This is a genomic window from Bacillus cereus group sp. BfR-BA-01380 (genome assembly GCF_022663535.1).
In the GTDB taxonomy this organism is placed as follows: Bacteria; Bacillota; Bacilli; order Bacillales; family Bacillaceae_G; genus Bacillus_A; species Bacillus_A cereus_BB.
In genome coordinates this window covers 23,497-50,307 of the sequence record NZ_JAKUFS010000022.1, presented here as the reverse complement: position 1 = coordinate 50,307, position 26,811 = coordinate 23,497, and the positions used below count along the sequence as shown (strand labels likewise).

The following is a 26,811-nucleotide window of genomic DNA, read 5'->3' as shown; positions in this document are numbered from 1 at the left end:
TTTCAAGATGCTTCAATATATAATTGACAGGAGTTTTAGGGTATCAAAAACCAAAGTTGGATTTTTAATATCCAAAGCTATTTTTGTTTTTTAAATTATGCAGTATTAGCAATAATACGTTTCTTAATCTTCCATGCATCTTAGTTAATCATATTACTAAAGAAATCAATTCAAATAGAAAAACTATTTGAATTGAGATAGATAAAAAATCAACTAGTAGTAGAAATGAGTTAAATAAATAGAAATATTGTTATTTATGCTATTTTTAACCATTTTCTAGAAAAACTAAGCGTGCCATGAATTTTAAGTACAATATCTTAAGTTATACGGAATTGTTAATAGCTGTATTTTGTAAAAAAATCTAATAGAGGTGAGCGGATTGGTAAGTGAAAAATGTATTAAAACTATCCCTTTATCAAAAGGACAAAGGGACTTTTTTTTGCAGTATTGTTTGTATCCAGATAAATCTTCATATAACGAACCGTTTGCTTGGCATGTTTATTCAGAACTAGATGTTTCACTTGTAAAAAAAGCTTTTATTGAAATTATTAGACGCCATGAGATTTATCGATCTACTTTTGTTATGGAGAAAGAACCTGTACAGAAAATTTATAGTGAGCCGGTTCTAGATTTTAAAGTTATTGATGTAGGTATCGGAGAATTGACTTCTATTAATCGAGCTTTGTACCAAGAATCGTATAAACCTTTTGTATTGGAAAATGAGTCACCTTTTAGAGTGAGATTGTTTCGCTATGCTGAAAATCATTATATTATGCTCCTAGTATGGCATCATATTGCTACTGACGGTTGGTCTATATCCCTAATATTAGATGAGTTTGGAACGATATATAAACACTTAAAAGAAGGAACTAATGGTGACTTAAAACCCGTTGTATTTCAGCATTCGGACTTTGTTTCCTGGCAAGAAAATTTATTGTTAAGCGAAATTGGAGAAGCATCGAAGGTATTTTGGAAAAATAAACTTAAAGATGAGATACCGGTATTAGAATTGCCTATTGATAAGAAGCGACCACCTGTTCCTTCATATGAGGGTGGATTAGTACCTTTTAAATTAAGTAGAAAGATTAGTGAGAATTTGTCTAAATTCTGTGATAGAGAAGGTTTTACTCTTAATACAGTCTTATTATCTCTTTACTTTGCTTTTTTACATCGTTATTCAGGACAAAATGAAATCATAGTAGGGACACCTAGATTTGGAAGACGGAACAAAGATTTTCGTAATACTTGTGGATATTTTGTTAATATGCTTCCTATTCGAATTCATTTCAAGGATGGCCATTCATTTGAGGAACTTTTAAATATTCTTAATGAGGAATTAATGGAGTGTGTGAAACATCAAGACTATCCTTTTTCTATGATGTTGAAAGAATTAGAGTTTAGTCGTGATGTTAGTTACCCACCTATTTTTCAAACTGGATTTGTGCTGCAAAGAGCTAGTAAGCAAGATGCAGCGGTTTTTTTAGGAAATGCTACGAATAAATTTGATTTACATGGACTAACATTGTCTCCTTGTAGCTTAGAAAAGAATACGGCCAAGTTTGATTTAACTTTATTTATTGAACAAGAAAGTGACAAAGCGATTTGTGGTAATTTCGAATATAACAAAGATATTTTTCATGAAGATACAATTTTGAGATTAACTCGTTATTTCGAGCAATTTATTGCATCTGTTTTACATAATTACGAAGAAAGCATTTCTAAAGTTAATTTATTACCTGAAGCTGAAGAGAAGCAATTATTGAAGGAATGGAATGATACAAGAGTAGAATATCAGGCGGAATATGTTATTCAAGAGCTGTTTGAACAACAGGTAACACGGACGCCAGAAGCAGTAGCTGTAGTATATAAGAATCAACAACTTACTTATAGAGAATTAAATGAAAGAGCGAATCAGTTGGCTCATTCCCTACTAAAAAAAGGTGTAGGACCTGAGACGATGGTTGGAATCTGTGTGGAACGATCTTTAGAAATGATTATTGGTCTACTCGGAATTTTGAAAGCAGGCGGTGCATATGTGCCACTGGACTCAACTTATCCAGAAGGGCGACTTAAGTATATCTTGGATAACGCGGATATTAAATTGATGGTAACACAAAGAAATGTGAAAGGATGGGTACCTGAGGGAGTAGAGGGTATTTGTTTAGATGAAAATCAAGAAATGATTTCAAAAGAGAGTATTACCAATCCAATAATTGAAGTGACTCCAGAGAATTTAGCTTATGTAATTTATACATCGGGATCTACTGGAAACCCGAAGGGTGTATTACTGGAACAAAAAGGATTATGCAATCTTGTTTATGCCATTATTGATCTAATGCAATTAAATTCAAACAGTAGAGTGATTCAATTTGCTTCCCTATCATTTGATGCGGCGGTATTTGAAATATTTACAACTCTTGTAGCGGGTGGAACGTTGTATGTAAGTAGCCAAGAAGATGTTATGCCTGGGGAACCATTGACGAAATTTTTACAAAATAATAAGATTACACACGCTACTTTACCACCGACAGTGTTAAATGTCTTAGAGGAATCCAAATTTGAACATCTCAAGGTAGTTGTCTCTGCTGGTTCAGCTTGTAGTGAAGAAATTGCAAAACGTTGGTCAAATAATCGTATATTTATCAATGCTTATGGGCCAACAGAAGCAACAGTTTGTGCAACCGCGGGAATTTATGAGGGAAATGGTCAACCTCATATAGGACGTCCGATTTCCAATGTGGAAGTGTATGTATTGGATCAAAATCAGCAACCTGTGCCTATCGGTGTAGCAGGAGAACTGTGTATTGGAGGAGTTGGATTAGCACGTGGTTATTTAAATCGTCCTGAATTGACAGAATTATCCTTTATTCCGCATCCATTCAATGGTGATTCTAATGCTAAGTTATATCGAACTGGTGATTTCGTTAAATATTTATCAGATGGAAATTTAGAGTATATAGGCCGAATTGATAACCAAGTTAAAATTAGAGGTTTCCGAATTGAATTAGGAGAAATTGAAACTGTATTAGGCCAACACCCTATGATTAAAGAGGTCGTTGTAGTAGCTCAAGAAGATGAACATGGAGATAAACGATTAGTTGCTTATGTCGTAGGTGAAGGGAGCGTACAAGACTGGAGAGAACACATAAAGAGGAAACTCCCCAATTATATGGTGCCAGCCCATTTTGTAAAAATGGATGCCCTACCACTGACGATTAATGGTAAATTTGACACGAAAGCTTTATCTAAATGGGATAGTGTAGTGCAGGCAAGTTTAGAGCGTATCGAACCTCGCAATGAGACGGAGAAAAAATTAGTAACAATTTGGTCGAGTGTATTGGACATTGACCGATCAACAATTGGTGTACATGATAGTTTCTTTGAATTAGGCGGGCATTCTCTATTGGCGACTCAAGTTGTATCTCGTTTGCGAGAAATGTTTGAAATTAATCTGCCATTACATGAATTATTCCAGTACTCTACTATTGAAGGTTTATCACAGCGGATAACGACGTTATTACAAGAGAATAAAGACTGTGATATTCCACCATTACAACTAAAGGAACGAGGGGAACGAGTACCATTGTCTTATGCTCAGCAGCGTTTATGGTTCATGGATCAACTTGAACCGAATAGTTCGCTTTATAATATTCCAACTGCATGGTGCTTGAAAGGGAAATGGGAGATTGAAGCATTAGAAAAAGGATATAATTCGTTGATACATAGGCATGAAGTGTTACGCACGGTAATTCAAGAAATTAATGGTGAAGCGATGCAAGTTATCAAAGCTTATACACCGAGATCATTACAGGTAATTGATTTGCGTCACCTTCCGCAGGAAGAAAAAGAACTCCAAATGAATGATTTAACTCAAAGAGAAATAGAAACACCATTTCATTTAAGCGAAGAACCATTAATTCGAACTCAATTGATTATTATGGAAGAAGAGGAACTCGTACTTCTTTGTACGATGCATCATATTATTTCTGATGGATGGTCTATGGAAATTTTATTTGATGAATGGTTTGCCTTGTATCAAGCATTTATAGAGAAGAAACCAGCGCAACTTCCACCTTTAGCACTTCAATATGCTGATTTCGCACAGTGGCAACGAGATTGGCTGAAGGACGAGGTACTCACAAAGCAATTAGAGTATTGGGAAAAAGAACTAAGTGGAGAGCTTCCAGTATTACAACTACCTTTTGATTCTCCACGCCCACCAGTACAAAGTTATAAGGGGGATACATATCAGGTTACTCTACCAGTTTCATTACTGGATAAAATTAAAGCATTTTCGAGACAAGAAGGTGCTACATTATTTATGACTTTGTTAGCTGGATATCAAGGATTTCTTTCGCGTTATACGGGACAAAAAGATATTTTAGTAGGAAGTCCTATTGCGAATAGAAATCATAAGGAAATTGAAGGACTTATTGGATTCTTTGTTAATACACTTGTATATCGTGCAAATTTTACTGATGATTTGACATTTAAAGAATTGGTGGCACAGGTGAAAAAAAAGTCATTAAAAGCTCAAGAATATCAAGACGTTCCTTTTGAGAAAGTAGTTGAAGTAATACAACCAGAACGAAACGCTAGTCATTCACCAATATTTCAAACGATGTTTACTTTACAAACTCATTCAAGAAAGCTATCAAAAATATTGGATCACAGTTTAGAACCAATTCCAAATTATATGGCAGTAGCGAAGTTTGATTTAACAGTAGTGATGGAAGAAACTGAAGAAGGATTACACGTAGCCTTTGAGTATAATACAGACCTATTTAATGCTTCGACAATAAATAGGGTGGCTAAACATTTTGAAATTTGGTTAAGTGAAGTGATGGATTTCCCTCAAAAATCTATTGCAAGTTTGAAACTGATGAGTAAAGGGGAAGAGAAGCAATTATTGAAGGAATGGAATGATACAAGAGTAGAATACCAGGCGGAATATGTTATGCAAGAACTATTTGAACAACAGGTAGCACGAGCACCAGAAGCAGTAGCTTTAGTATATAAGAGTAGGCATCTTACTTATAAAGAATTAAATGAAAGAGCGAATCAGTTGGCTCATTCCCTACTAAAAAAAGGTGTAGGACCTGAGACGATGGTTGGAATCTGTGTGGAACGATCTTTAGAAATGATTATTGGTCTACTCGGAATTTTGAAAGCAGGCGGTGCATATGTGCCACTGGACTCAACTTATCCAGAAGGGCGACTTAAGTATATCTTGGATAACGCGGATATTAAATTGATGGTAACACAAAGAAATGTGAAAGGATGGGTACCTGAGGGAGTAGAGGGTATTTGTTTAGATGAAAATCAAGAAATGATTTCAAAAGAGAGTATTACCAATCCAATAATTGAAGTGACTCCAGAGAATTTAGCTTATGTAATTTATACATCGGGATCTACTGGAAACCCGAAGGGTGTATTACTGGAACAAAAAGGATTATGCAATCTTGTTTATGCCATTATTGATCTAATGCAATTAAATTCAAACAGTAGAGTGATTCAATTTGCTTCCCTATCATTTGATGCGGCGGTATTTGAAATATTTACAACTCTTGTAGCGGGTGGAACGTTGTATGTAAGTAGCCAAGAAGATGTTATGCCTGGGGAACCATTGACGAAATTTTTACAAAATAATAAGATTACACACGCTACTTTACCACCGACAGTGTTAAATGTCTTAGAGGAATCCAAATTTGAACATCTCAAGGTAGTTGTCTCTGCTGGTTCAGCTTGTAGTGAAGAAATTGCAAAACGTTGGTCAAATAATCGTATATTTATCAATGCTTATGGGCCAACAGAAGCAACAGTTTGTGCAACCGCGGGAATTTATGAGGGAAATGGTCAACCTCATATAGGACGTCCGATTTCCAATGTGGAAGTGTATGTATTAGATCAAAATCAGCAGCCTGTACCTATCGGTGTAGCGGGAGAACTGTGTATTGGGGGAGCTGGATTAGCACGTGGATATTTGAATCGTCCTGAATTGACAGAAGCATCCTTTATTCCACATCCATTCAATGGTGATACTAATGCCAAGTTGTATCGAACTGGTGATTCTGTTAAATATTTACCAGATGGAAATTTAGAGTATATTGGTCGAATTGATAACCAAGTTAAAATTAGAGGTTTTCGAATTGAATTAGGAGAAATTGAAACCGTATTAGGCCAACACCCTATGATTAAAGAGGTCGTTGTAGTGGCTCAAGAAGATGAACATGGAGATAAACGATTAGTTGCTTATGTCGTAGGTGAAGGAAGCGGGCAAGACTGGAGAGAACATGTAAAGGCACAACTTCCAAATTATATGATACCAGCCCATTTTGTAAAAATGGATGCCCTGCCACTGACGATTAATGGTAAATTTGATACGAAAGCTTTACCTAAATGGGATAGTGCAGTGCAGGCAAGTGTAGAGCGTATCGGACCTCGCAATGAGACGGAGAAAAAATTGGTGACAATTTGGTCGAGTGTATTGGATATTAACCAATCAACAATAGGTGTACATGATAATTTCTTTGACTTGGGTGGACATTCAATGAAAATTATGGAAACGTTAGTAAAAACATTATCTGAAGGCTGGAATGTAACAATTAAAGATTATTATGAATTACAAACAATAAGTAAAATAGCGGAAAAAATCGATAATGGAACTAGCGTATATTCACAGTCAAATAAATCGCAGATCCAATTTTTAAAGCCACCAAAGAAAAGAGTAGAAACAGAAAAATTACACCAAACATTTGACCAGAATAGTGAAGTGTTGTTAACAGGTGCTACAGGATATTTAGGTATACATTTATTGGAACAATTACTGGATACTACAAAATGTAAAGTGTACTGTTTAGTTCGTGGAAGAGATGAAAAAGAAGCTCAAGTACGTTTGTTGAAAAATTTATGGTTGTATTTTAAAGACAAATTTACTAAGTATGAGGCATTAATAAATGAGCGGATTTTTATTGTAAATGGAGATTTGGATGAGAAGAGATTGGGTCTAAATGAAGATATATATGTAACCCTTCATAAAAATATTAAGACTGTAATTCATGCAGCTGCCTTAACTAAGCACTTTGGAGATTACGCTGATTTTGAGAGAGCGAATGTTAAGTCATTAAAAGAGATACTAACATTTGTGGGCGATGATAAGAAGCTACATTATATATCCACAACGAGTGTGTCCGGACAGTTTGCGTTAGGAGAAGAGGAAAAAGTATTTAAGGAAAATGATTTTTATATTAAACAAAATTATGAAGATAATGTCTATGTGAAAAGTAAATTTTTAGCAGAGCATGAGATTTTCAAAGCGATATCCCAAGGAGTCAATGCAAACATCTATCGAGTAGGTAACCTTACTAATAGATATTCCGATGGTCAGCACCAAACTAATATTGCAGACAATGCATTTATGAGTCGTTTAAAATTTATGTTGCAATACGGTGTTGTGACAAATAATTTATTATCGAGTAAAGTGGAATTCACACCTGTTGACTATTGCAGTAATGCAATTATTAGATTAATCACTTCGAATATAGATACCGATAATGCTCAGGATTATATTTTCCATATGTATAATCATCAGAAGCTTGAACTTAAAGATATGGTGGAAATATTTAAACAAATAGGGCATTCGATTGAAGTTCTTGACTATTTGGAATATCAACAACTCATGTTAAAAATATCTCAAGATGAAAATAGGCAAGAAGATATTCAAATGCTCATGGTATCAGGAGAAAAAATGGATGAGCGATATAAAGTAGTAAAATCAGATTCGATCAGGACACAAAAGAAGTTAGAAATAATAGATTTTGGGTGGCCGGAAATTAATATTGAATATTTACAAAAGGTTGTAGAATATATGATTTCATCCAGTTTTTTATCACCAGATGAATTAGGAATATTACATGCAGTCACAAAATAATTGTATGTTTTAAGGATTATTTAAAAATTAGTGAATAACATCTGTCTATCCCTGCTGTTATCAGCACTGCTTGTATAACGGGAGGGATTAGGTAGGAGATTAATTTTTGGAAATGTATATTATATATCTGGATATACTATTTAGCTACTAGAAGATAAGGAGAAATAATATGACACAACAGATAAATAATTCTAACTGGTTTACTTGTCCTTTAGTGCGGAATCAGCCCAAATTAAGACTCTTTTGTTTTCCATACGCAGGAGGGGGAAGTATGGTATACCGAGGATGGGAAAAGACACTCCCTCCTGATATTGAAACACATATTGCGCAACTCCCAGGAAGAGACAAACGTTTTTCTGAGGAGATACCACGTTCAGTAAGTAAAATGGTAGAAGGATTAAAACAAGGAATACTGCCTTATGTGAATGAGCCATTTGCTTTTTTTGGTCATAGTATGGGAGCGCTCCTTGCTTTTGAATTAGCAAGAATTTTAGTGAAAGAGGAGAATGTTTCTCCACTTCACTTGTTTGTATCAGGAAAAGCAGCCCCACATTTAAAAAATATTCATCGAACTATTTATAATCTTCCTAAAGAGCAGTTTCTTCAAGAATTGCGTAACCTAAATGGTACACCTAAGGAAGTACTTGAAAATAAGGAATTAATGGAGATATATGAGCCGATTTTACGTGGGGATTTTGAAGTTTGTGATACGTACCTTTATGAAAGAGGAAATCTTTTAACCTGTCCCATATCTGTTTTTGGTGGATTACAAGATGTAAGAATTGATGAGAGAAGTCTAAAAGCTTGGGGAGAACTTACAACAGGATTTAATCAAGTACGTATGATAGAAGGGGATCATTTTTTTCTTCATAGTCAGCAAGACTTTATCCAAAATGCAATAATTAGTGATTTAAAATGTAATGTATAAACTTAGAAATAGTTTCGCACTTTTTTTCAGATGAAGAAGTAGAAGATTTAAATACTAGATCATCGGTCGGAAAAATTGATTATTTTTATGACTTGTGGACACTAAAAGAAAGTTATATAAAAGCAATAGGAAAGGGTCTTTCGATTCCTTTAAATTCTTTTACAATTAAAAAAAATAAGAAGGAAGGCATTATCGTGAAACAAGATGGTCTCCATTCTTCTTATTTTTTTACACAATACCAAATAGATTCTAATTATAAATTATCTGTATGTGCAACCTCTAATCAGTTTCCAGAGAAAGTTATCATTAGAGATATATCTGAAATTGTTCAAGATGTATTAGTGAATAATAACATAACTAAATTATAATAGTACTTAAACAAAAATTACAAAATGCAATAAATTATTGATGATATGAGTTAGCTTGTAGTCATACTAGTAGCAAATCATTTATTATCGAGTAAAGTGGAATTCACACCTGTAGCTTTGTGAAACAGTTTAGTTGAAAATATGCAGCTTATTTTCATGAAAAATGGCAAATATATAAGCGGTTTAATAAAATGACGGTATGAACATTTTTGGAATAAAAAATGGAATTGTGGCTAAGAAAATACAAATCTAGCATGTTGTGTGAATAAAAAATGAGGAGGTTTAGAAATGCCAGAAACTTTTTTAGATGGTCTTGGCGACTTTTTCCACATAGGTTATACATACAATGAATGAAAACGTGATGATTATGGAAAATTATATGACTATTTAAACTAAGGAAATAGAGTAATTCATAGGGAGGATGCAATGATAAATCAAAAAAAGTTAGGAATGGCTTTTAAAAGATATAGCAAAAATTTTGTGGATGGAATCAAATTTGAAGATGTTAAAGATAAATATAATGTCAATAGAAGAGAGATTGAGAAAATCGTTGAGCAAAATGAAACAGAGAAAGATCACATACTATTAATAAATCTAAACCAAATTTCTTCATATCACTTGTCACTATGGAAAAATGATGTATTGATCAGTGGTGGAAACAATGCAGAAGGATTAAAGAACATGCAGAAGGTCTTATTTTACCAGTGCATGGGACAGGATCTCTATACAATCAGGTATCCTGGGATGATGTTGGAATATTCGTTTAGCGAAGTCGTCTTCACATTAGTTCATTTTGCAATGTATGGATGGGAGAAAGAAGAAAATATATTATATGATTTTATGACTCATCACTTCGGTGAACATTTAATAGATGCCAATGAAGAAGATAGACATATTTGGTTTTTGCTAGAGCTGTACTTGCAGTATAAAAATAAAACTATCATGGGAACGAATGAAAAATTGCATCTAGCCGTGATAAATAAGTTTAAGGAAGCTGAACTACGATGCGACTTAATCCCTGAAGACCTGAACATTTATGATGAAGTGCTGGGACGTTGGTCGACTGGTGATTTAGAAGAAATAGAACATCTAATTTCGATAATGTCACAGTATCATTCTGCATTAGCTTCTGAAATCGGACAGTTCGGTGAATTTGGTGATTTCGGATTCGGATTTTATCCTTTTGAGATCTTATTCTTGATCCATGTAAGGAAACAACTAGGGTTGCCAGTACCTACTCAATTCGATAATTTTCTGATGAATACTCCAGAAGCGAAAATGGTATTTGCAGAACGTGAGCCATACCCTGAATGGGATCCCGTGCTTCAGATGATCGATCAATTTTATCGTAAAAACTACCCAGAATATATTCCTAACAAGCATGGAGAATTATTTTAATAAAAGGGAGGAAGCTAATATGCCTGATAAAGGGATAGCACAGATTATATTTCCTGATAGCAAGGATTTGGAAACGTTTTTGAAGGAGCAAGGAAGTTATGACTTACATGAAGACCTATTAAAATATGGATTAACGACGAAACAGTTTTTATACGTTGACTATAAAGGTGAGGAATACCAAGAAATTGTCAATTTTATTCTTGATTACGAATTTGCCCACCAAATTGAATTAGCAACACAAGAAGAACTCGAGAAATTAGAAGCATTTAACTATGAATTTTTACCTGAAAAGATCAAGGAGGTCAACAAAATACTGTCACCAAAGGGATATGGACTATTTTCATATCCAAATTCGGGCGACTTCTTCGCACTATTCATTGTAAAAATAGAGAATATAGCAAAATTGCTGCAAGAAGAGGTGCTGCTCGATGATAGAATCCCTTTTCAAGAAAGGTGTATCAAGTATTATAAATAGACCTAAGATTGTACGTCTTCAACCTTGAATCCGGTCAAGGTTTCCTATAAGTTAATATCAAGATTGCATAGCTATCTAGAATGTGCAATTTTTGGCCATGTACGATTGTAATAACACCATGTGTTACGGTGATCGTTCATGTTCTTGCAAATTTATTTGAAACTTTTCGCATGAACATTAGTCAAAATAATAAAGATGTTTTGCATTTGGAAGACTTGATACTAGAAATAGAAAAATAAGTTGAGAAATGTGCCTATTTTGTGGGTTACTTGGACACTGACAAAGATACATGCTCAATAAAGGAAGTCAATAGCGACGTTAGGAGAACGTAGTGGCTATTGACTTCCTTTATTTTTACAACTGGGCTAGAAAGAAAAGCGTGAGAATTCGGCGAGATGACATTTCATTGAAAAGACATGGAATGGACTTAAAACGAATGAATTATAAATTTAGGGGACGTACAGATGCAGGGATGGTAATTGAAATGGTAATTAAGAATGATAAGATTGTTTCAGCTTAGGGGTGAATCATTTTATGGGGATTTTTCAAGAAGATTATCAATTATTAATTGATAGATTTAAAAAGAATGGTCTAACTAAAAGTTTTGTTATTACTGTCCTAGCGAAATTCGCTTTAGACTTCGACTTTATAAAAGTTTTAGATGGCTTCTGTAATGAAGATGTAATGAGAAGGGATACTATTGGTGTTGTTTACTCAGATGAGTTTGAAAAAAATGATACGGGCTACTTTGGGGAAGATAGGATATTATTCTATTATGGAGTCGATGAAAATTGGTATGATATTATCACCTTTGGCGAGTTGTGTAATTATTTGCAGGTAGTTTGCGACTTTTATGTTGAAAAACACGATGACAAAGCTGAAGAAGTGCAAGAATATTTACAAAAAATTAAAGGGAAATATAAAGTAAAATAAAAGTGTCTTATTCTCCAATCATTGAGAAGCTGTTTTTCGTGATTTTTAAGCGAAAAACAGCTTCTTTTTTAACTTTATAACATAGGGTACGGATAATCTTGATTTTAAAGAATGGGAAGAGATGCCTGTTAGTGGTCAAACTCGTCTAACAGATGATGGATTAAGGATTATGAGTATTCAAGATTTAAGGGAATTTAAGAAAGGCATGAATGAAATTGGTATTAAATTTAAGTGCCCCTCATGAATCTTACCATGCTAAACAATCTAGAGAACTTGGACAAGAAAATTATTTGAGACAATCAAGATCAGCAAGAAAAGAGTACGTTTATAATGAAATTATGAAGAATAAGGAAAAAGGTATTGCTGAAGAGATATATGACGCACAAAGATATATTTTTTTCATTAGAAGTAGACAATGGCCATTACCTAATTGGAAAGGGTATGAGAAATAGTGATGGAAGAAAAGGAAATAAATCTAACTGCAAGTCAAGCTATTCAAATTGCTAAGCGATATCAGAAAAAGCATAATTTACACGGGATCATACATGATGATATAGAAAGGTCCGTAAGATTTTATAATGAATTTTATAGAATTAAAGGAAATGCGTGGCTCGTTTTGGCAGATATAACCCCAAAGACATATGAAGGTGATGATGAAATTACTTTTGTTGTTTCTGATGAGGAAGGTGTTGTAGATCATGTTCTAGACCATAACGGGATCACACATCGTTATCATCTATCAAGTAATAGAGATTATACTGATGAGGAGTTTGAGGCCATTTTTAATGACGATGAGATTAAGTAGAAAGTACTTATACCCAGTAGTGAATGAACCTTTTTACCTCATAATTACCGTAACTAGTAATATAAGAAAATAAGTGTGTAGAATAAAGAACTCATGATGTTTAGACAATTATGGAGCTATATAATGATATTTATTTATAAAAATAAAAACGATACGTAGATCAGAAGCAATTTTAAATATACGAATTATTGTTACTGAGAACAAACCATAAACTTACAAACTTAAAGCATTTGATTGTCTACAATCGACGATGAGTGCTTTTTTGTGTTTTAGTTATAGAAATGAGTGAGTTTATTATTCATTTTTTAAGTGATTACTGAAATAGGATTTCAAGATATCTTACTTTAAAATATTGTGTTAAAGGAAAAAATAACAAATGGAGGTATTAAAAATGGGGAAAAGCTTTTTTCAAATTAAATATGAGATTACTAGGAACTACTATATATATTTAAATATTGATAACTATACACCAGAGCAATCTGCTGGAAGATGCTATGATAATTTTTATGAAGAAATACAAAATAATGGGATAGAATCAATTGTTGTAATTTCAACTATAATAGGGCTACAAAGTACAAATAAAGGAAATATTGATGAAGATGATTTAAGTAATATAAAAATAATTTTAGATTTATACAAGGATATTGACATAAGGGAATGTCTGAATGGATGTGAATATGAATATTTACAAGATGATATAGGATGGTTGCAAAATTATTATGAAGAAATTACTAAAAATTAATTAGTGTATGTTATTAAGGTAAATCTAGTAGTAGCGTAAATAAAAAATAAATTGGCAGCAGCTTTAAAAGAAACACCTCGCCAAAAAGTAACAGTTAATGTTGCTATAATTTACTCTGGGAATAATATGCGTCCCGAGAAATTTTCAGTAAAATACACTGTTGATGGTGAGGCGTTCTCTGAGGTTATTAAAAATTAATCTAAGGGGTGCAAAAGTAGTGTGAAAGAATTTGAAGATAGATTTAGTGAATTGCAAGCAGATATGATATCCATATGTATGGAATTTGTTGAGGATAGAGCTGATAAAGTGTATGTTTACGCTTCACGTGAAGAAAGTATTATTTCGAGCAAGTTCTTTTATCTAGTTAACAATAAGTATGTGAAGCCTCATAAAGTGAATGATGCATTGGAGGCTGGGGATGAAAGATATGATCTGTCTCCAAAACGAGGGCTTATGGTATTGCGCATAATATGTGAAGATATCGAAAAAATCGAAGACTTATGCAAAGAATATACAAGAGATATGCCCACTGAGATAAAATTAATATATGATGTTAAGAGTGGAAACTTCAAAGCTGAATACAAGTATGATTTAGTATATACGAATGATGATATTAAAACGGCAGATCATATCGCTGATGAGTGGTTTGAGGAGGTAAAAAGTAATAACCTTTAAATTGTTTACAGTTAAAGATATGTTCTAATTTTGAGGTGTAGGTATGAAAGCAAATGAAGCATTTAAGAATGTATGTAATCTAATATCCGAAAAGTATTTAGATAGTGGTTGGAAATATTCTAAGTCTAGTCGTTGGATGACCAAAAAAGATAAGAATTTCATCTATAAGATATTTTTTTATACAAGCTGGAATAATATATCTGATAAAAATGTAGCATTTTATGGTGAATGTGCAATTATCCCTTTAAAATCCAAAGATAAAATATTTTATATCAATATACGTCAATGTAATGTGCCAAGTGGTCAATTATATTGGAACGTAGCAAATAGAGAAGATTGGGACCGGACAGTTAATGAATTCACTAATTGTTTAGATAGTGTATTTATGCCAATTGTAGAAAGATGCGCGAACGATCTGGACAACTTTGTAAAAGAGGTTGTTATAAGTGGCTTTTATCCTCCAAATGGTTATGTGGTTGATATTAGTTTTATCTTAACACATGGATCTCGTGAATTAGCAGAAGAAGCTACCAAAAGATACTATGCAAGCTTGGAAGAGTCAATAAAAAAAGAATTTAAAGGTAATTATGAAAGTATGATATATGGTAATGAGGCTGTTAGTGTATACGGTAATAATATGATGAGAAATTACTCTAACTTTAGAACTATCATAGATAATAAAATCGTTGTTACTTTATAGCGCACCAAATGGTTTGGATTAGTCAGCGATAATTGGTAACCCAGTTATCGCTTTTGTTTAATCTCTTGGAAGAGGTTCTACTGAACGTACCACTCCAAAGAATTTATATGAACAATTGGCAATGCAGGAAGTCTGATCAAACTATAAAATGATAAAAAACACAAACTTTAAGAGTCGTTTACATTTAGAAAACATTTAAACTTAAAGCACTTGATTGCCTTTTGGACATCAGGTGTTTTTTTCGATAATTTATGCTTTGGACAACATAGTCTTGATGCTTTAGAGGAAGTAGTTAATCGGTTAAGGGCTGTTGAAGCAATGGGCGGTGACTTTGATGATATTGTTGAAGCTGTTAAAGATTTAGGAGACATAGCTAGTACAAGATAGTAGAAATACAGGAGGTAATGTTATGGATGAAAAAAGTCTCAATAAAACTATAAGAAATGCTATTAAGCTTGGTGATAGTAATGAAGTAAAGCGTTTAATAGGCGATAATCCAGAATCTTTACATTCAATGACACCATTTGGTACGTGGTTACATGTTGCAGCAAAGAAAGGACATTTTGGAATAGTAGAATATCTGATTCGTAAAGGAATCGATGTGAATACAAAAGGTGATATATTTGATGCTTCCCCTTTAAGATTGGCTGCAGGAGCGGGGCATTTGGAGATAGTAAAGTATTTAATAGAGGCAGGCGCAGAATTAGATGTGACCTTAGCAAAAAGAAATCCATTATTTGGAGCGATTTATGGTGGACATAAAGAAGTAGTTGAGTTTCTAGTTGAAAAAGGAATAGATATTTCAATTAGATACACTGGAGAAAATATTAAGAATATGAATGCTTATGAATATGCTAGAGAATTTGGGCAAACAGAAATTGCTGAATATTTAAAGATGAAGATGGGCGAAAAAGAATAAGTAAGAGAGATTGATATTGTTGAAATACTAGAAGACCTTTGAAAACAAGCCGCTTCTGGAAGATAAAAATTAAAGGGGAAACTAAAATGGATAAGACTCAAATTGCGAAAGACATTAGAGGTGCCATAAAAGGTGGCCAACTGGATACGTTAAGAGGTTTGCTAGAGAAAGACCCAGAAATGTTAACATGGATGACGCCCTTTGGTACATGGTTACATGTAGCAGCAGCTCATGGGCATTTAAAAATAATAGAATATCTCATTAGTGCTGGGATAGATATTCATGCACAGGGTGGAACCTTTTCTACAAATGCCCTTGAAAGAGCGGCTACTGCAGAATATCTCGTTAATCATAATATTGAGATTGATATTAGTGAACCAGATAGAAATCCTCTGTTTGCTGCAATATATGGTGGTCATTTTGAGATTGTTAAATTGTTAGTTGAGAATAATATAGATATTTCTATAAAATACTCTGGTGACAACATGAGAGATATGGATGCTTATGCATTCGCTGTTGAAAGAGGAGAAATAGAAATTGCTGAATATTTAAAGCAAAAGATGGATGAAAAAGAATAGAAAAAGCGACTTTTTATCCCACATTAACGGGCAGTAATACTCCCACCTCAAAATTCGGCGAAAGCAAAGAAGTTAGGTGGGAGATAAACTGCCCGTAAAAGCCCGATTGGTGAGGGATAATAATCAGTGGGAGATGAAGAAAACCCCCACTGATTAAAATTACCTGATTTTATGGATATCTATTAAAGTCTGTATTTGTGATTGAAGGATTCGCCAATAAAAAAGGAGATTTTAAAATGATAATAAACGATGCAGTTTTTGGAGAACTTGAATATAATTATGGGTGGTCAAAGGATACTACCATTAATTTTTTTGGAAATGAAGTCGAAATAGCATTGATGGTCAAAGGTGATGAGGATGGTAAATTTGATAAAGAACAATATGCGGCTTATACCTCACTTATGCAAAATTGGGAGCACTTACAAAAAAGTTTTTTGCAATCAATATTAGACTATTACAAACAAGAGCGACATGAACTAGGTTATGATATTGAAGTAAATGAAAATTATCCGCAAATCGAAACAACTAATCAATTACTTGAGATGATAACTTTAGTTGGAATTGTTGTTCCATATGGAGATATTCATGAAGATCGAGATATTGGAATAACCTTTGATTGTACATGGGACACAGAAAATGGACTAGGGCTTCGTCTATTAAATGAAAAAGTAACTGAAGTGGGTTACCAGGATGTCGTAATTTGAACGCATTGGGTGCAGAAGTAAGAATTCTTGAGGAAGATAGACAGATCTCTCTTGAACTGTTGAGCAATTCACCCACGCTCATGACTAGTTAAAGAAATTAAGTATTTATAGATAAACATTTATCAATGATCTTCGGATGTATGAATAGAATACAAAAAAGGAAATCGAAATGATTTCCTTTTTCACTTTGTAAGCTGTAAAGCTTTCATATAATCACCCTTTTTCTCAAGGGCCTTTTTTGCTTCTTGTACCTTATGTATACTCAAAACAAATTACTGCTTTTTTTAATTCTTTATTGAAAAATAGGTATATACGATCCGCACCATAAGCTTGAAAATAATAGCCTGTAGCAAATCCAACATATGTAAATGGATGGCCATCTTCATCTTTTGGTACATACAGTAGATTGGTATAGTCAAAAATTTCGTCTTCGCTAACGTAATCTTCCAATAATTCTTGCCCTTCTTCTGTCATAAAACGTATATCATCCAAAATTCCATTTACCTCGGGATAATCTAATCCCCAGCCATTTGTTTGCTTTTCGATAAACTCTTGCTCTAATGATTCTACGGATGTAAATTCTTTTCCAAAGCTAGAATAAGGATAAATTTTTTGATTGCGTTGGAAAAATTCTTTACGGATTTGATAGTCTTTTTCATTACGCGCATAGGCTTTCTCTACAATGTCGGAAGGGCTCTGTTCAATTTCAAAGTAATTCCAATCTGCTTCAAATTTATACTTTCCGTCAACGACATCAAAGCCTAACGTATCTTCTTTCGTAAAATTCGTGTGAAATGGTTGGGTAAAATCGCCAACACACCCCTCATGAATTTCCTTTGCTGACACAATATGTAACCATTCATCCCATTCTGGTTCAATGCATTGTAAGTTTATAGAGCAAATGGGTAAAAAGTGTTTTTTATGCTGCTCCAAATTATCATAAAACACTTCTTCATATGCAGGAAAGGGTTTAATGAATTGTTTAGGAATGTTCATCTGTTCTCCACCTTTATACAAGGTTTTTGTTTAATTTTATCTGAAACGTAGACAAAAAATAATTCCAAAATCAACTTTTATCCCGCTATTCGTGGGCAGTAATACTCCCACCTCAAAATTCAGCGGAAGCATTGTCCAGCTTTAGCGGCTAGAATCTCCGGTCGTTTCTCCCCCTCGGACGAGGCGAAAAGCGCCTCTCTGTCAGGTGCTCCAACGTCCTGCGATTCTGAGCGAGCCGCTTCTGCTTTTCTTAAGAAGTTAGGCGGGAGATAAACTGCCCGTAAAAGCCCGATTGGTGAGGGCTAATAATCAGTGGGGGATGAAGAAAACCCCCACTGATTAAAGTTTCACTTTATTGTATATTTTGGAGTTACTTGACGTTTAGGTAGCACCCATGCTCATCAACCTTAAGGGATTGATGGATACCAAGAAAATTTTGTATCACTATCAAGTGGTTTATTCTGAGTTTCCTTTTTAATTAGGCTGAACCATTCGTTTAATATTTGAGCTTTTGGTAATTGTGAGGCGGGATCGTCTTCCCAGATGATGTGTGAAAACCAGGCCTTTGTTTCCCATTCAAATTGCAGTTCTGCAAACGAGATTGTAGGATGGTCCGCTTCGTGAAATTGCAGGTTTACTGCATCTGAAACTTCCGAAGCTTGTGGTAACAACTCATTCTTAATTCTATTTTTAATCGTCTGATTTTCTAGCTGATTCCAGAAATACAATTGCCCGTTAATTTGATAAAAAATATCAAAAGAAGCCTCTCCTTTTTTAAAATTAACCAAAACAAAAGCGCGTTCCACATTATTGTCGGCGGCTTTTACAGTATTGACAATTAAATTTTGTGCCATTGATACCCAAAAACTATTAGCTTCTTCTATTGGAGATTCAACATATAATTCTTCATTTAATTCATTGAGGGTTACCTCTCCATTGTTTGCTTGTTCTACTTTTTTGAAAAATCTACTAAAAAAGCCCATAAATTCCCCTCCACGTTGTCATTTTCTCATTTTGTATTTCAATAATTAAGTAATAATTAATGCTATTGCCACTGTAATCATATCATTTTCAGATGGGTTATGAAACCGAGCTAATGAATGGAGTTTGTCCTGTTTGCGTCAATGTACAACAACAGATGCATGCTATTGTTGTTGGTTCAAATTTCCTTAAACCGATGTCAGAAAATGAAAACCCTAAAGGATTGTATTGAATTTTAAGTAAATCTATTATGTTGCTTGACATGGTTAAATGCTATAATAGTAAATTGTGGATAAAGGATATGCCTTATATATTTATAGAGGTGATGAATTATGCTTAATAAGCCGAGTGATTATATTGAAGCTGGTTTGAAGCTGGAATTGGAAGAAGATTTAAAATACTTATTTAATTCAACAGCTGATATAAAGATGGTACCAAAGGGTACAATTGTTTTAAGGCAGGGGCAAAGAGTTTCTTCACTGTATTATATTCATAAAGGAATTATGAGAGGCTATTATATAGATGCTGCAGGGAATGATGTGACAAAATGTTTTGCAGCTGAAACGGAATTTGCCTGTGCAGAGGGTTTATTAAGAGTTGAAGAAGCTAGATTTAGTGTAGAAAGCCTGGAAGACAGCATTTGCGTAGTTATTCCGTATAATTCCATAGACCAAGGTATGAAGAAAACTAATCAAATGAAGATTATATTCACTAATTATATTCAGAAGATTCTTGTTGGTATGCTAAATCGAGAACAGGCGTTACTTATGAAAGATGCACTGGAAAGGTACATGGAGTTTAAAAGAGAGTATTCTTCTTTAGAAAGTAGAATAAATCAATCATATATTGCTTCTTATATTGGAATTAGAGCAAGCTCACTTAGTAGAATTAAGAGAAGTATGAAAATAGAATAAACGTTTTTAGGAAACATCAAATAAAAGTATTTGGTGTTTTTTTATTGCAATTTACATATGTCAATTACAACAGGCTATTATCGCATTATGATAACTGGTGTAATCACTGATTTAGGAGGATTTATTTATGAAGAAAATTTCCTTGGTAACAGGTGCAAATGGTCATTTGGGTAACAACTTGGTAAGGGAATTATTAAAAAGAGGAGAAACTGTTAGAGCAAGTGTACGAGATTTAAATGACAAAGAACCATTTATAGGCCTTGATTGTGAAATCGTCTACGCCGATTTGAGGGATAAAGAATCACTTCATAAAGCACTTGATGGAGTGAATACCTTATATCAAGTAGCTGCTGTATTTAAACATTGGGCACAAGATCCTGAAAAAGAGATAATTATTCCTAATGTTGAGGCAACTCAAAATATAATGGAGGCTGCTAAAGAAGCAAATGTAAGAAAAATAGTATATGTAAGCTCCGTAGCAGCATTGTCATTGGACAAGACAAACTTAAAGGGTAAAATTGATGAAACTACATGGCTTGAAAACAGTCATGGAAATGCATACTTTGATTCAAAAGCACGAGCTGAAAGAACAGCTTGGGAGCTGGCAGAGAAATATGATTTGGATATGGTTAGTGTTCTTCCTGGTGCAATGATTGGTGGAGAGTTTTTAAAGAAAACTCCAACCATACTGGGCTTCGATAGTATTCTTTTAGGAAAGATGAAAGTTAACTATATAAGTGAAATGACACCAATAGATGTAACTGATGTTGTGAAAGGTATGATTGCTGCAGCGGAAAAAGGTGTAAGGGGTACAAGATATATCTTGGCTAATGAAGAGCCTGTAACTTTAGAAGATATCATTAAAATTGCAAAAAAATTTATTCCTAATCTTGAGATACCACAAAAATATACTAAAGGACAGTTGTTAAATTTAGCTGATAAACTTGAATTTGAAGCAAAGGAAAAGAATACTCAGCCATCACTACTTAGAAGTCAAGTAGAATTATATTATGGTGGAATAAATAGACACTATGACCTTACTACATCAAGACAGGATTTGAATTTTAAGCCTAAGTTGGGTGAAGTGGCATTAGAAGAGTATTTTAAACGGGTTTTTGCTAGCCTAAGAAAAAAATCCTTATAATGAATCGGCTACACTTAACTGGACAATAAAATAAAGGTTAAGTAGACTTACCGTCAATTCTGGGTATACTTCTAACTAACATAAGTGAACAGTCCCAGAAACTTTATATGGAGTGGCGGGTATGTTAGACTTGCCGGCGAGCCAGGTGCATTGATTAACTGGGTCCTGGATGGGAAAGCATGCCTGTCGAGGCTTCATGTCAAGTTTCGGCAATTACTATGGAATACTGGGAATTAATTAAAATTCTAGAACAAAAAAAGGCTTTGATAAATTTACCTCAGTTAGGGGATTATTTGAAGATACAATAAAGGAATATAGTTTTTTAGTTCAACAGATAATACTTAAATATCGACAAAGTAAGAGAGGATTTAAAGAAGTAGCTTTATTCTATTTAAATATTTACAAATGGATAATCTTTTATTTTAGAGAAATATATAGTCTATTTTGATGTAGTATGGAGAACATTCGATACGGACTGTTCTAAACACTCTCTTCGACTAAGGTGTTGCCAGATTGTTTAGTCAACAACCTGGCATTTTTATTATGCTTATAAAGCAAGAGTTTTTCTTGCCAGTTGTGAATTTGAAATAGAGTCACGATGTTTCTATAATTCTTTAATAATAAATGAGTTTAAAATAAAAGATTACATGCTATACGCGAAAGAATATAAACAGGTGAATTATGTGCAAGGGATTGATTAAAAGTCCTGTATGATATGCAGGGCTTTTTTGTTCTATTAAAAGTAATATTCTGGAATAAAATAATTGTTCAAGGACCGTGATTATGAAATAATTGTTATTAAGTTAAGTGGAAGAAATATATTGGGGGATATAAATATGACATATAGTTGGGAAAATTGCCATTCTGATATAAAAGATTTTGTCTTTCACATCCTAAGTGAGACGAAAGAAATTATTAAGGACGATATTATTGGTTTTTACATACACGGTTCTTTGGCGATGGGAGGATTTAATCCGAAAAGTAGTGATATTGATGTTTTGGTTGTCACGAACAATTCGATGGCTAGTGAAACCAAAAGAAAGTTGGCACAGTTATTTCTAACTTGTTCTAATGATCCATTTCCACTGGAAATAAGTTTCTTGAACAAAGAACAATTAGAAAATTGGAAGCATCCCTGCCCCTTTGATTTTCATTATAGTGAATTCTGGAGAGAACGGTATGAAGAGGAGTTATCAAAAGGGACAAATAAATATTTAAATGGAGAGATTACGACTGATCCTGATTTAGCTGCACATATAACTATAATCAATCATCGAGGAATTTGTATAGAAGGAAAAATAATTGTTGAAGTCTTTCCTTTGGTTCCACGTTCACATTATATATCTTCCATTATGGGGGATTTTCAAGAATGTTTAGAAAATATTGAGGAGGACCCAATCTATTGTACTCTAAATTTGATTGGGGTTTTTTGGTATCTAAAAGAAGGGATTATTTCTTCCAAGAAAGAAGCTGGTAACTGGGGGGGAGCATCATTTCCAAAAGAAATGAGCTTTACTATTCAAAAAGTGGTTAACAGTTATACAAATGAGAAAGATATTTATAATTTGGAGACAGATGAACTTTTGTCATTAAAAAATTATATATACGGTAATGTTCAAGAGTTATTGAACTAAAGAGGGCGATTGTAGAGCAACACAGGTAGAAAATGATCAAATTTTTTTATAAAAATTGAACACTCGAACACAAAGAAAGAATCTATTTTGAACAATCTTTTTTTCAAAATAGATTTTTTTGGTTCTCAGTAAATGAGAACTGGCAAAACATTTTTAATCTTACTTTATTCCAAACCAACATCTGAAACTACGAAAAAATATTTATTTTTAAGATATGTATTACTAACTTTGAGGTGAAAAAAGTGTATATGAACGAGGCAATAGTAAGAATTAATAATGTAAAATGGGATATAGTGGGTACAAATGCATCGGAAGCAGAAGCTACCTTAGGCTATGAATTTTTGAGGAGATTAGCTAAATTTTTTGAGGAGGAATCAATACAACCAATAAAACCTCTAGTTGCAAATATAGCCAAACTACTTGGTGATGTGGAGGAAGAAGTAATTATTTCCGACTACTGCAATTCAGAAACTGTAGCGTTTTCAAGTGAAAATATATATATCAAAAATATAATACAATACTACATCCAACTAGCTAAGTATGCTGATAAAAATCCAGATGTTATTAAATATCTAAGTGTATATGAACCGTTAATCAGAATACTTGAACGAGGAGGTATGTTTGTTCTTAAAATAAACACATTAGATATAGTAAAGGCTGCACATTTTCCACTGGACAGATGGTATGAAGGGTTTGTTGAGGAGAGGCCTATTGATATAGACAAACTATAATTTAGGAAAGGCTGTTTTTTATTTCTCTCCATTTCAACATTCTAAGTTTCTCCTTTTTCAATAAATTTTACAAGTTCGTTTCCCATTTGATCACAAACTTTAAATTCCTCAGCAAATAAATTATTAGGTGTAATATTTGGTATTTCTAGGGATTTTCCTTGCTACGATTAATGATTTGTATGGATGGCACGGGGGGAATAGTTTACCAGGAGAGCCGATACGAGATGTTTTCCATTTTTAAGGAGGGTTTTAAGTGCATGATATGTCCTTAATAGTTAGACCAGATAAGAATATTGTTAAGTATATTACCTTTTTAAGAAAATTTAGTCATAAATCAATTAGTGAGCTAAAAAGAAATATAGAAGATGAAACTCCAGTTTTAAAGTTTAATTATTATGATACAGAAGAATTGATTAAACTTAAAAATGTTGTTGTTAATTTGGACGCACTGGGTGCAGAAGTAAGGATTCTTGAGGAAGAAGATAGACAGATCTCTCTTGAACTGTTGAGCAATTTAATTGAAACGTATAGAGAAATAGCGAGAGAAAGAGAAGAATTAGATGATAGAATATTAGAAGACACTGAATAGAAAATCTTTGATAACAAATGAATAAAAATACTTAATAATTTTGTGAAATATGTCCTTTGTAAAGGACGTTAAAAAAGTTAGGCAGTTTTAAAAAAATGACTTTTGTATTGTGGCATTCCCCCTATGGTAGACAGTTGAGAGAAAGTTACTGTACTGTTTATTAAGGAGGGGATTTTTTTATGGGGAAAAGAAGATCTTTTTCAATTGACTTTAAAATGAAAGCTATTGATTTTGTTAATTTTTTTAAAGGGGGAGTTCATATGGATAGTAGATTTGAGATTAAGAGATTATATAATTGTAGGTTTTTAAAAAATCAATCAGAATGTGAAGAGTTTGACGATGCATTAGAAAACTTAGCAGATTATGATGATGAGAAGCTTATTAAAGACTTGTGTATGATATTTGATGATGAAACACAAGAGGAAGAAGTTATGTTTGGTCTAGTTCATTTTATTGAAAGTTTTGAAATGGAAAAATATCTGACAGAGATGCCTAAAGCTTTACCAAAAATGGTTGAGAGTGCAAAAGAATGGGCAATGCTACTAAACATAAGAATTTTAAATAATGATTTATATAGAAGTGAGTATGCTAAAATTCTTGTAGGAATGAATAGTGATATAAAATTAACAGTAATCAATTTGCTTAATGAAATTATTTCTGACGATCCTAAAAGATTCGAGGGCGTTGCTAATGAAATTCTTAGTAAATTAAAAGAGGCTGATAGAAATTCTTTCATATAGAATAAAAACCGATTTGATAAATTAGTGTCATTTCGGTTTTTTGTTGTCTTTTTTGACACGCGATATCCGTATCAAACGTGTTTGTACCACCACTGAAGAAATCAACTTTAAAATGGTATGAAACGACTCAATACAATCATTATGAGATAGTAATAACTTATAGAAAATTAGCTGGAAATCAGTAGGTGGAAGGGATGTGTGTGAATGAAAGAGTTTTATCACTCTAAAAAGAAGAAAATACGAGGGTGGAAACGACATAAGAGAAAGATAGAAAGATGGAAGCAAAATGTAATCGACATAGATATGAATTACATTCGTGAGCATCAAAGAGATTATGCAAAGTTGTGGATTCATCCCTTTTATTCTTTAGTCCGTAGAAATCCTCCTAATTGGTATAACTGTTTATTATTAAGTGAAATGATAGATGTATATCTAAACTGGTATGAAAAAATGACAATGGAGGATGAAAACTTTTACCTGAAAATTTGGTTATATGAACCAGACTTTATAAGTTCTCAAATTGTCGTTTCTTACAAGGATTGTATAAATACTTACAATGATACCTTTGACAAAAACCTTACTACAAAGAAATTTCCATTTCATAAATATGAATCATTAAAGGATAAGTTAGCTTTGTTTGATTGGGAAGCTCACATTGATACCAAAATGTATTGGGATGAGGAACTAAAAGAAGATATAGTAACAGGGTTTAGAACAAAAGACGAGGTAAATGAAATAATAAATAAGGCTTATAAAACCCAGAAGATTAAGCTCAGTGATGGAGATGACGTTCTTTATAAGGTTAATGTTGGGGAAGTTTGGTTGGGAACACTAAAAAAGGTTTTGTAAATCGTTGGAAAATCACAGGGAAAGAAGCTTTAGGAGGGAATGAAAGTGAATGTTTTGCCTGATAAATTAGACCAAGTTCTTAGAGAAGACATTTATAAACGTGAAGATAAGAAAAATGTGAAAGAGGCCTTAATTAGCTTAGGTGTAGAAGTCTCTGATACATTTAGTGAATTTTATGATCGGTATGCTGGCCCTTTTTGGGAAGAGCACGTTCCCTACGAGTTGTTAGATATTATAGATGAGGAGAGCAATATTCAATCAAATACAATGATTGCCCGAAATGAGCATGGATTTCCTAAAAAGTATCTAGTTTTAAGTGAAATGTCAGCAAATGCCGTACTAGTGCTTGATAGTGTAACTGATAAAGTTTATGCGGTTCATTTTGAAGGGGGAGATGAGCTGCTTTTAAGTGGAGAGTTAAAGGAAACTTGGTCAACATTTTATGTGTTTTTAAAAGAATATTTTAATTGTTAGCTAGGGAATAAGTTAATGTCAAATAGAATGATTTTACTTATGGTGCTAAACAAACACACAAGACTTGTTGCAGTGACCCTATAAGTGTTACAACAATTAAACTTTACAAAAAAATATAATGATATATAGGGGTCACCATATATGAGGCGGCAACACATCGCCATCAAGATAAAAAAATGTATCCATAAAACAAAAAAACGTCATCCTTTCTAATTTAGCCTGTTTAGAACGGATAACGTTTTTGGGGATATGAAGGTATTAAAATCTCTGGAGTTAATAGGTATGTAAGGTGACCCCTAGTAGAACAATTAAAGTAGCGGATCCTTAATTTGATTCAGAAGTTGTGTAGTTCTTTTTTAAAATATCGCGTATATTACTGGTTAATGATATAAGAAATATAATTGCTAGAATAACATGAAACCAATAATACGAACTTCCTGTTGTGTATTTATCATAGACAGAATAGAGATTGAAAAATAAAAGGATTGTCCAAAGAACAATAAAGGTTACCAGTGAACCGTAACTTTGCATATTGTCACCTCGTGTTTTAAATATTGGAAATTACACTATCATTATATATTTATATAAATAAATACAAAAGAGA

General features: G+C 33.2%; 26 protein-coding genes and 1 pseudogene. 24 read left to right on the top strand and 3 right to left on the bottom strand.

Features of this window, described 5'->3' with window-relative positions; translation table 11 throughout:
- Nucleotides 1-370 precede the first annotated feature (370 nt).
- The 16 genes and pseudogenes from MR076_RS18690 (at nt 371) to MR076_RS18615 (ending at nt 17,155) form a co-directional block, all read left to right on the top strand.
- Nucleotides 371-7,930 (top strand): non-ribosomal peptide synthetase, encoded by a 7,560-nt coding sequence (locus MR076_RS18690; protein ID WP_313897348.1) that lies wholly within the window; start codon nt 371-373, stop codon nt 7,928-7,930.
- 169 nt (nt 7,931-8,099) lie between these two features.
- The gene (locus MR076_RS18685) at nt 8,100-8,858 is read left to right on the top strand and encodes a thioesterase II family protein (protein WP_277928539.1); all 759 of its coding nucleotides are present in this window, start codon (nt 8,100-8,102) and stop codon (nt 8,856-8,858) included.
- Nucleotides 8,855-9,226, top strand: a complete 372-nt coding sequence (locus tag MR076_RS18680) for a 4'-phosphopantetheinyl transferase family protein (RefSeq protein ID WP_313897350.1) — start codon at nt 8,855-8,857, stop codon at nt 9,224-9,226. The genes MR076_RS18685 and MR076_RS18680 overlap by 4 nt, the downstream gene beginning before the upstream one ends.
- A gap of 426 nt (nt 9,227-9,652) precedes the next feature.
- The gene (locus tag MR076_RS18675) at nt 9,653-10,624 is read left to right on the top strand and encodes a hypothetical protein (protein WP_242223043.1); all 972 of its coding nucleotides are present in this window, start codon (nt 9,653-9,655) and stop codon (nt 10,622-10,624) included.
- Between the two features lie 19 nt (nt 10,625-10,643).
- Nucleotides 10,644-11,099: a DUF6630 family protein gene (locus tag MR076_RS18670; protein WP_242223041.1), complete on the top strand. Its 456-nt coding sequence runs from the start codon at nt 10,644-10,646 to the stop codon at nt 11,097-11,099.
- A gap of 331 nt (nt 11,100-11,430) precedes the next feature.
- Complete coding sequence (locus tag MR076_RS18665) at nt 11,431-11,619, top strand: hypothetical protein (protein WP_242223039.1); 189 nt, start codon at nt 11,431-11,433, stop codon at nt 11,617-11,619.
- A 14-nt stretch (nt 11,620-11,633) separates the two neighbouring features.
- A complete protein-coding gene (cdiI, locus tag MR076_RS18660; protein ID WP_242223038.1) occupies nt 11,634-12,032 on the top strand; it encodes a ribonuclease toxin immunity protein CdiI in 399 nt (132 codons plus the stop codon).
- 121 nt (nt 12,033-12,153) lie between these two features.
- Nucleotides 12,154-12,484: pseudogene (locus MR076_RS18655) on the top strand (zincin-like metallopeptidase toxin domain-containing protein).
- A 2-nt stretch (nt 12,485-12,486) separates the two neighbouring features.
- Nucleotides 12,487-12,837, top strand: a complete 351-nt coding sequence (locus MR076_RS18650) for a hypothetical protein (protein ID WP_242223037.1) — start codon at nt 12,487-12,489, stop codon at nt 12,835-12,837.
- 391 nt (nt 12,838-13,228) lie between these two features.
- Complete coding sequence (locus tag MR076_RS18645; RefSeq protein ID WP_242223036.1) at nt 13,229-13,579, top strand: hypothetical protein; 351 nt, start codon at nt 13,229-13,231, stop codon at nt 13,577-13,579.
- Nucleotides 13,580-13,630: 51 nt separating this feature from the next.
- Nucleotides 13,631-13,777: a DNA/RNA non-specific endonuclease gene (locus MR076_RS18640; protein ID WP_242223035.1), complete on the top strand. Its 147-nt coding sequence runs from the start codon at nt 13,631-13,633 to the stop codon at nt 13,775-13,777.
- A 21-nt stretch (nt 13,778-13,798) separates the two neighbouring features.
- Complete coding sequence (locus MR076_RS18635) at nt 13,799-14,254, top strand: immunity protein YezG family protein (protein WP_242223034.1); 456 nt, start codon at nt 13,799-13,801, stop codon at nt 14,252-14,254.
- A gap of 43 nt (nt 14,255-14,297) precedes the next feature.
- Nucleotides 14,298-14,954, top strand: coding sequence for a hypothetical protein (locus tag MR076_RS18630; protein ID WP_242223032.1), 657 nt, complete (start codon nt 14,298-14,300; stop codon nt 14,952-14,954).
- Nucleotides 14,955-15,363: 409 nt separating this feature from the next.
- Nucleotides 15,364-15,873: an ankyrin repeat domain-containing protein gene (locus MR076_RS18625; RefSeq protein WP_242223030.1), complete on the top strand. Its 510-nt coding sequence runs from the start codon at nt 15,364-15,366 to the stop codon at nt 15,871-15,873.
- A gap of 86 nt (nt 15,874-15,959) precedes the next feature.
- Nucleotides 15,960-16,451, top strand: a complete 492-nt coding sequence (locus tag MR076_RS18620; RefSeq protein WP_242223028.1) for an ankyrin repeat domain-containing protein — start codon at nt 15,960-15,962, stop codon at nt 16,449-16,451.
- 236 nt (nt 16,452-16,687) lie between these two features.
- Nucleotides 16,688-17,155: a DUF2004 domain-containing protein gene (locus tag MR076_RS18615; RefSeq protein ID WP_242223026.1), complete on the top strand. Its 468-nt coding sequence runs from the start codon at nt 16,688-16,690 to the stop codon at nt 17,153-17,155.
- A gap of 252 nt (nt 17,156-17,407) precedes the next feature.
- Here MR076_RS18615 and MR076_RS18610 read toward each other — a convergent pair whose 3' ends face one another.
- Nucleotides 17,408-18,151: a siderophore biosynthesis protein gene (locus tag MR076_RS18610; RefSeq protein ID WP_242223023.1), complete on the bottom strand. Its 744-nt coding sequence runs from the start codon at nt 18,149-18,151 to the stop codon at nt 17,408-17,410.
- 407 nt (nt 18,152-18,558) lie between these two features.
- Nucleotides 18,559-19,134, bottom strand: a complete 576-nt coding sequence (locus tag MR076_RS18605) for a hypothetical protein (RefSeq protein WP_242223022.1) — start codon at nt 19,132-19,134, stop codon at nt 18,559-18,561.
- 330 nt (nt 19,135-19,464) lie between these two features.
- On the opposite strand from MR076_RS18605, the gene MR076_RS18600 reads away from it, so the two are divergent.
- The 8 genes from MR076_RS18600 to MR076_RS18565 all read left to right on the top strand — a co-directional run bounded on the left by MR076_RS18600 (nt 19,465) and on the right by MR076_RS18565 (nt 26,207).
- Nucleotides 19,465-20,046: a Crp/Fnr family transcriptional regulator gene (locus tag MR076_RS18600; protein ID WP_242223019.1), complete on the top strand. Its 582-nt coding sequence runs from the start codon at nt 19,465-19,467 to the stop codon at nt 20,044-20,046.
- Nucleotides 20,047-20,173: 127 nt separating this feature from the next.
- Nucleotides 20,174-21,190, top strand: a complete 1,017-nt coding sequence (locus tag MR076_RS18595) for an NAD-dependent epimerase/dehydratase family protein (RefSeq protein ID WP_242223017.1) — start codon at nt 20,174-20,176, stop codon at nt 21,188-21,190.
- Between the two features lie 836 nt (nt 21,191-22,026).
- Nucleotides 22,027-22,824 (top strand): aminoglycoside adenylyltransferase domain-containing protein, encoded by a 798-nt coding sequence (locus tag MR076_RS18590; RefSeq protein ID WP_242223015.1) that lies wholly within the window; start codon nt 22,027-22,029, stop codon nt 22,822-22,824.
- Between the two features lie 248 nt (nt 22,825-23,072).
- Nucleotides 23,073-23,555 (top strand): hypothetical protein, encoded by a 483-nt coding sequence (locus MR076_RS18585; protein ID WP_242223013.1) that lies wholly within the window; start codon nt 23,073-23,075, stop codon nt 23,553-23,555.
- 262 nt (nt 23,556-23,817) lie between these two features.
- Nucleotides 23,818-24,144, top strand: a complete 327-nt coding sequence (locus tag MR076_RS18580; protein WP_242223126.1) for a hypothetical protein — start codon at nt 23,818-23,820, stop codon at nt 24,142-24,144.
- Nucleotides 24,145-24,404: 260 nt separating this feature from the next.
- Complete coding sequence (locus MR076_RS18575; RefSeq protein ID WP_242223124.1) at nt 24,405-24,884, top strand: Imm30 family immunity protein; 480 nt, start codon at nt 24,405-24,407, stop codon at nt 24,882-24,884.
- A gap of 204 nt (nt 24,885-25,088) precedes the next feature.
- Nucleotides 25,089-25,733 (top strand): hypothetical protein, encoded by a 645-nt coding sequence (locus MR076_RS18570; RefSeq protein ID WP_242223011.1) that lies wholly within the window; start codon nt 25,089-25,091, stop codon nt 25,731-25,733.
- A 45-nt stretch (nt 25,734-25,778) separates the two neighbouring features.
- Nucleotides 25,779-26,207 carry an SMI1/KNR4 family protein gene (locus MR076_RS18565; protein WP_313897347.1) on the top strand — a complete coding sequence of 143 codons (429 nt, stop codon included), beginning with the start codon at nt 25,779-25,781 and terminating at the stop codon, nt 26,205-26,207.
- 324 nt (nt 26,208-26,531) lie between these two features.
- Here the strand turns inward: MR076_RS18565 and MR076_RS18560 are convergent, their stop codons facing one another.
- Complete coding sequence (locus MR076_RS18560) at nt 26,532-26,738, bottom strand: hypothetical protein (protein WP_242223007.1); 207 nt, start codon at nt 26,736-26,738, stop codon at nt 26,532-26,534.
- Nucleotides 26,739-26,811 lie beyond the last annotated feature (73 nt).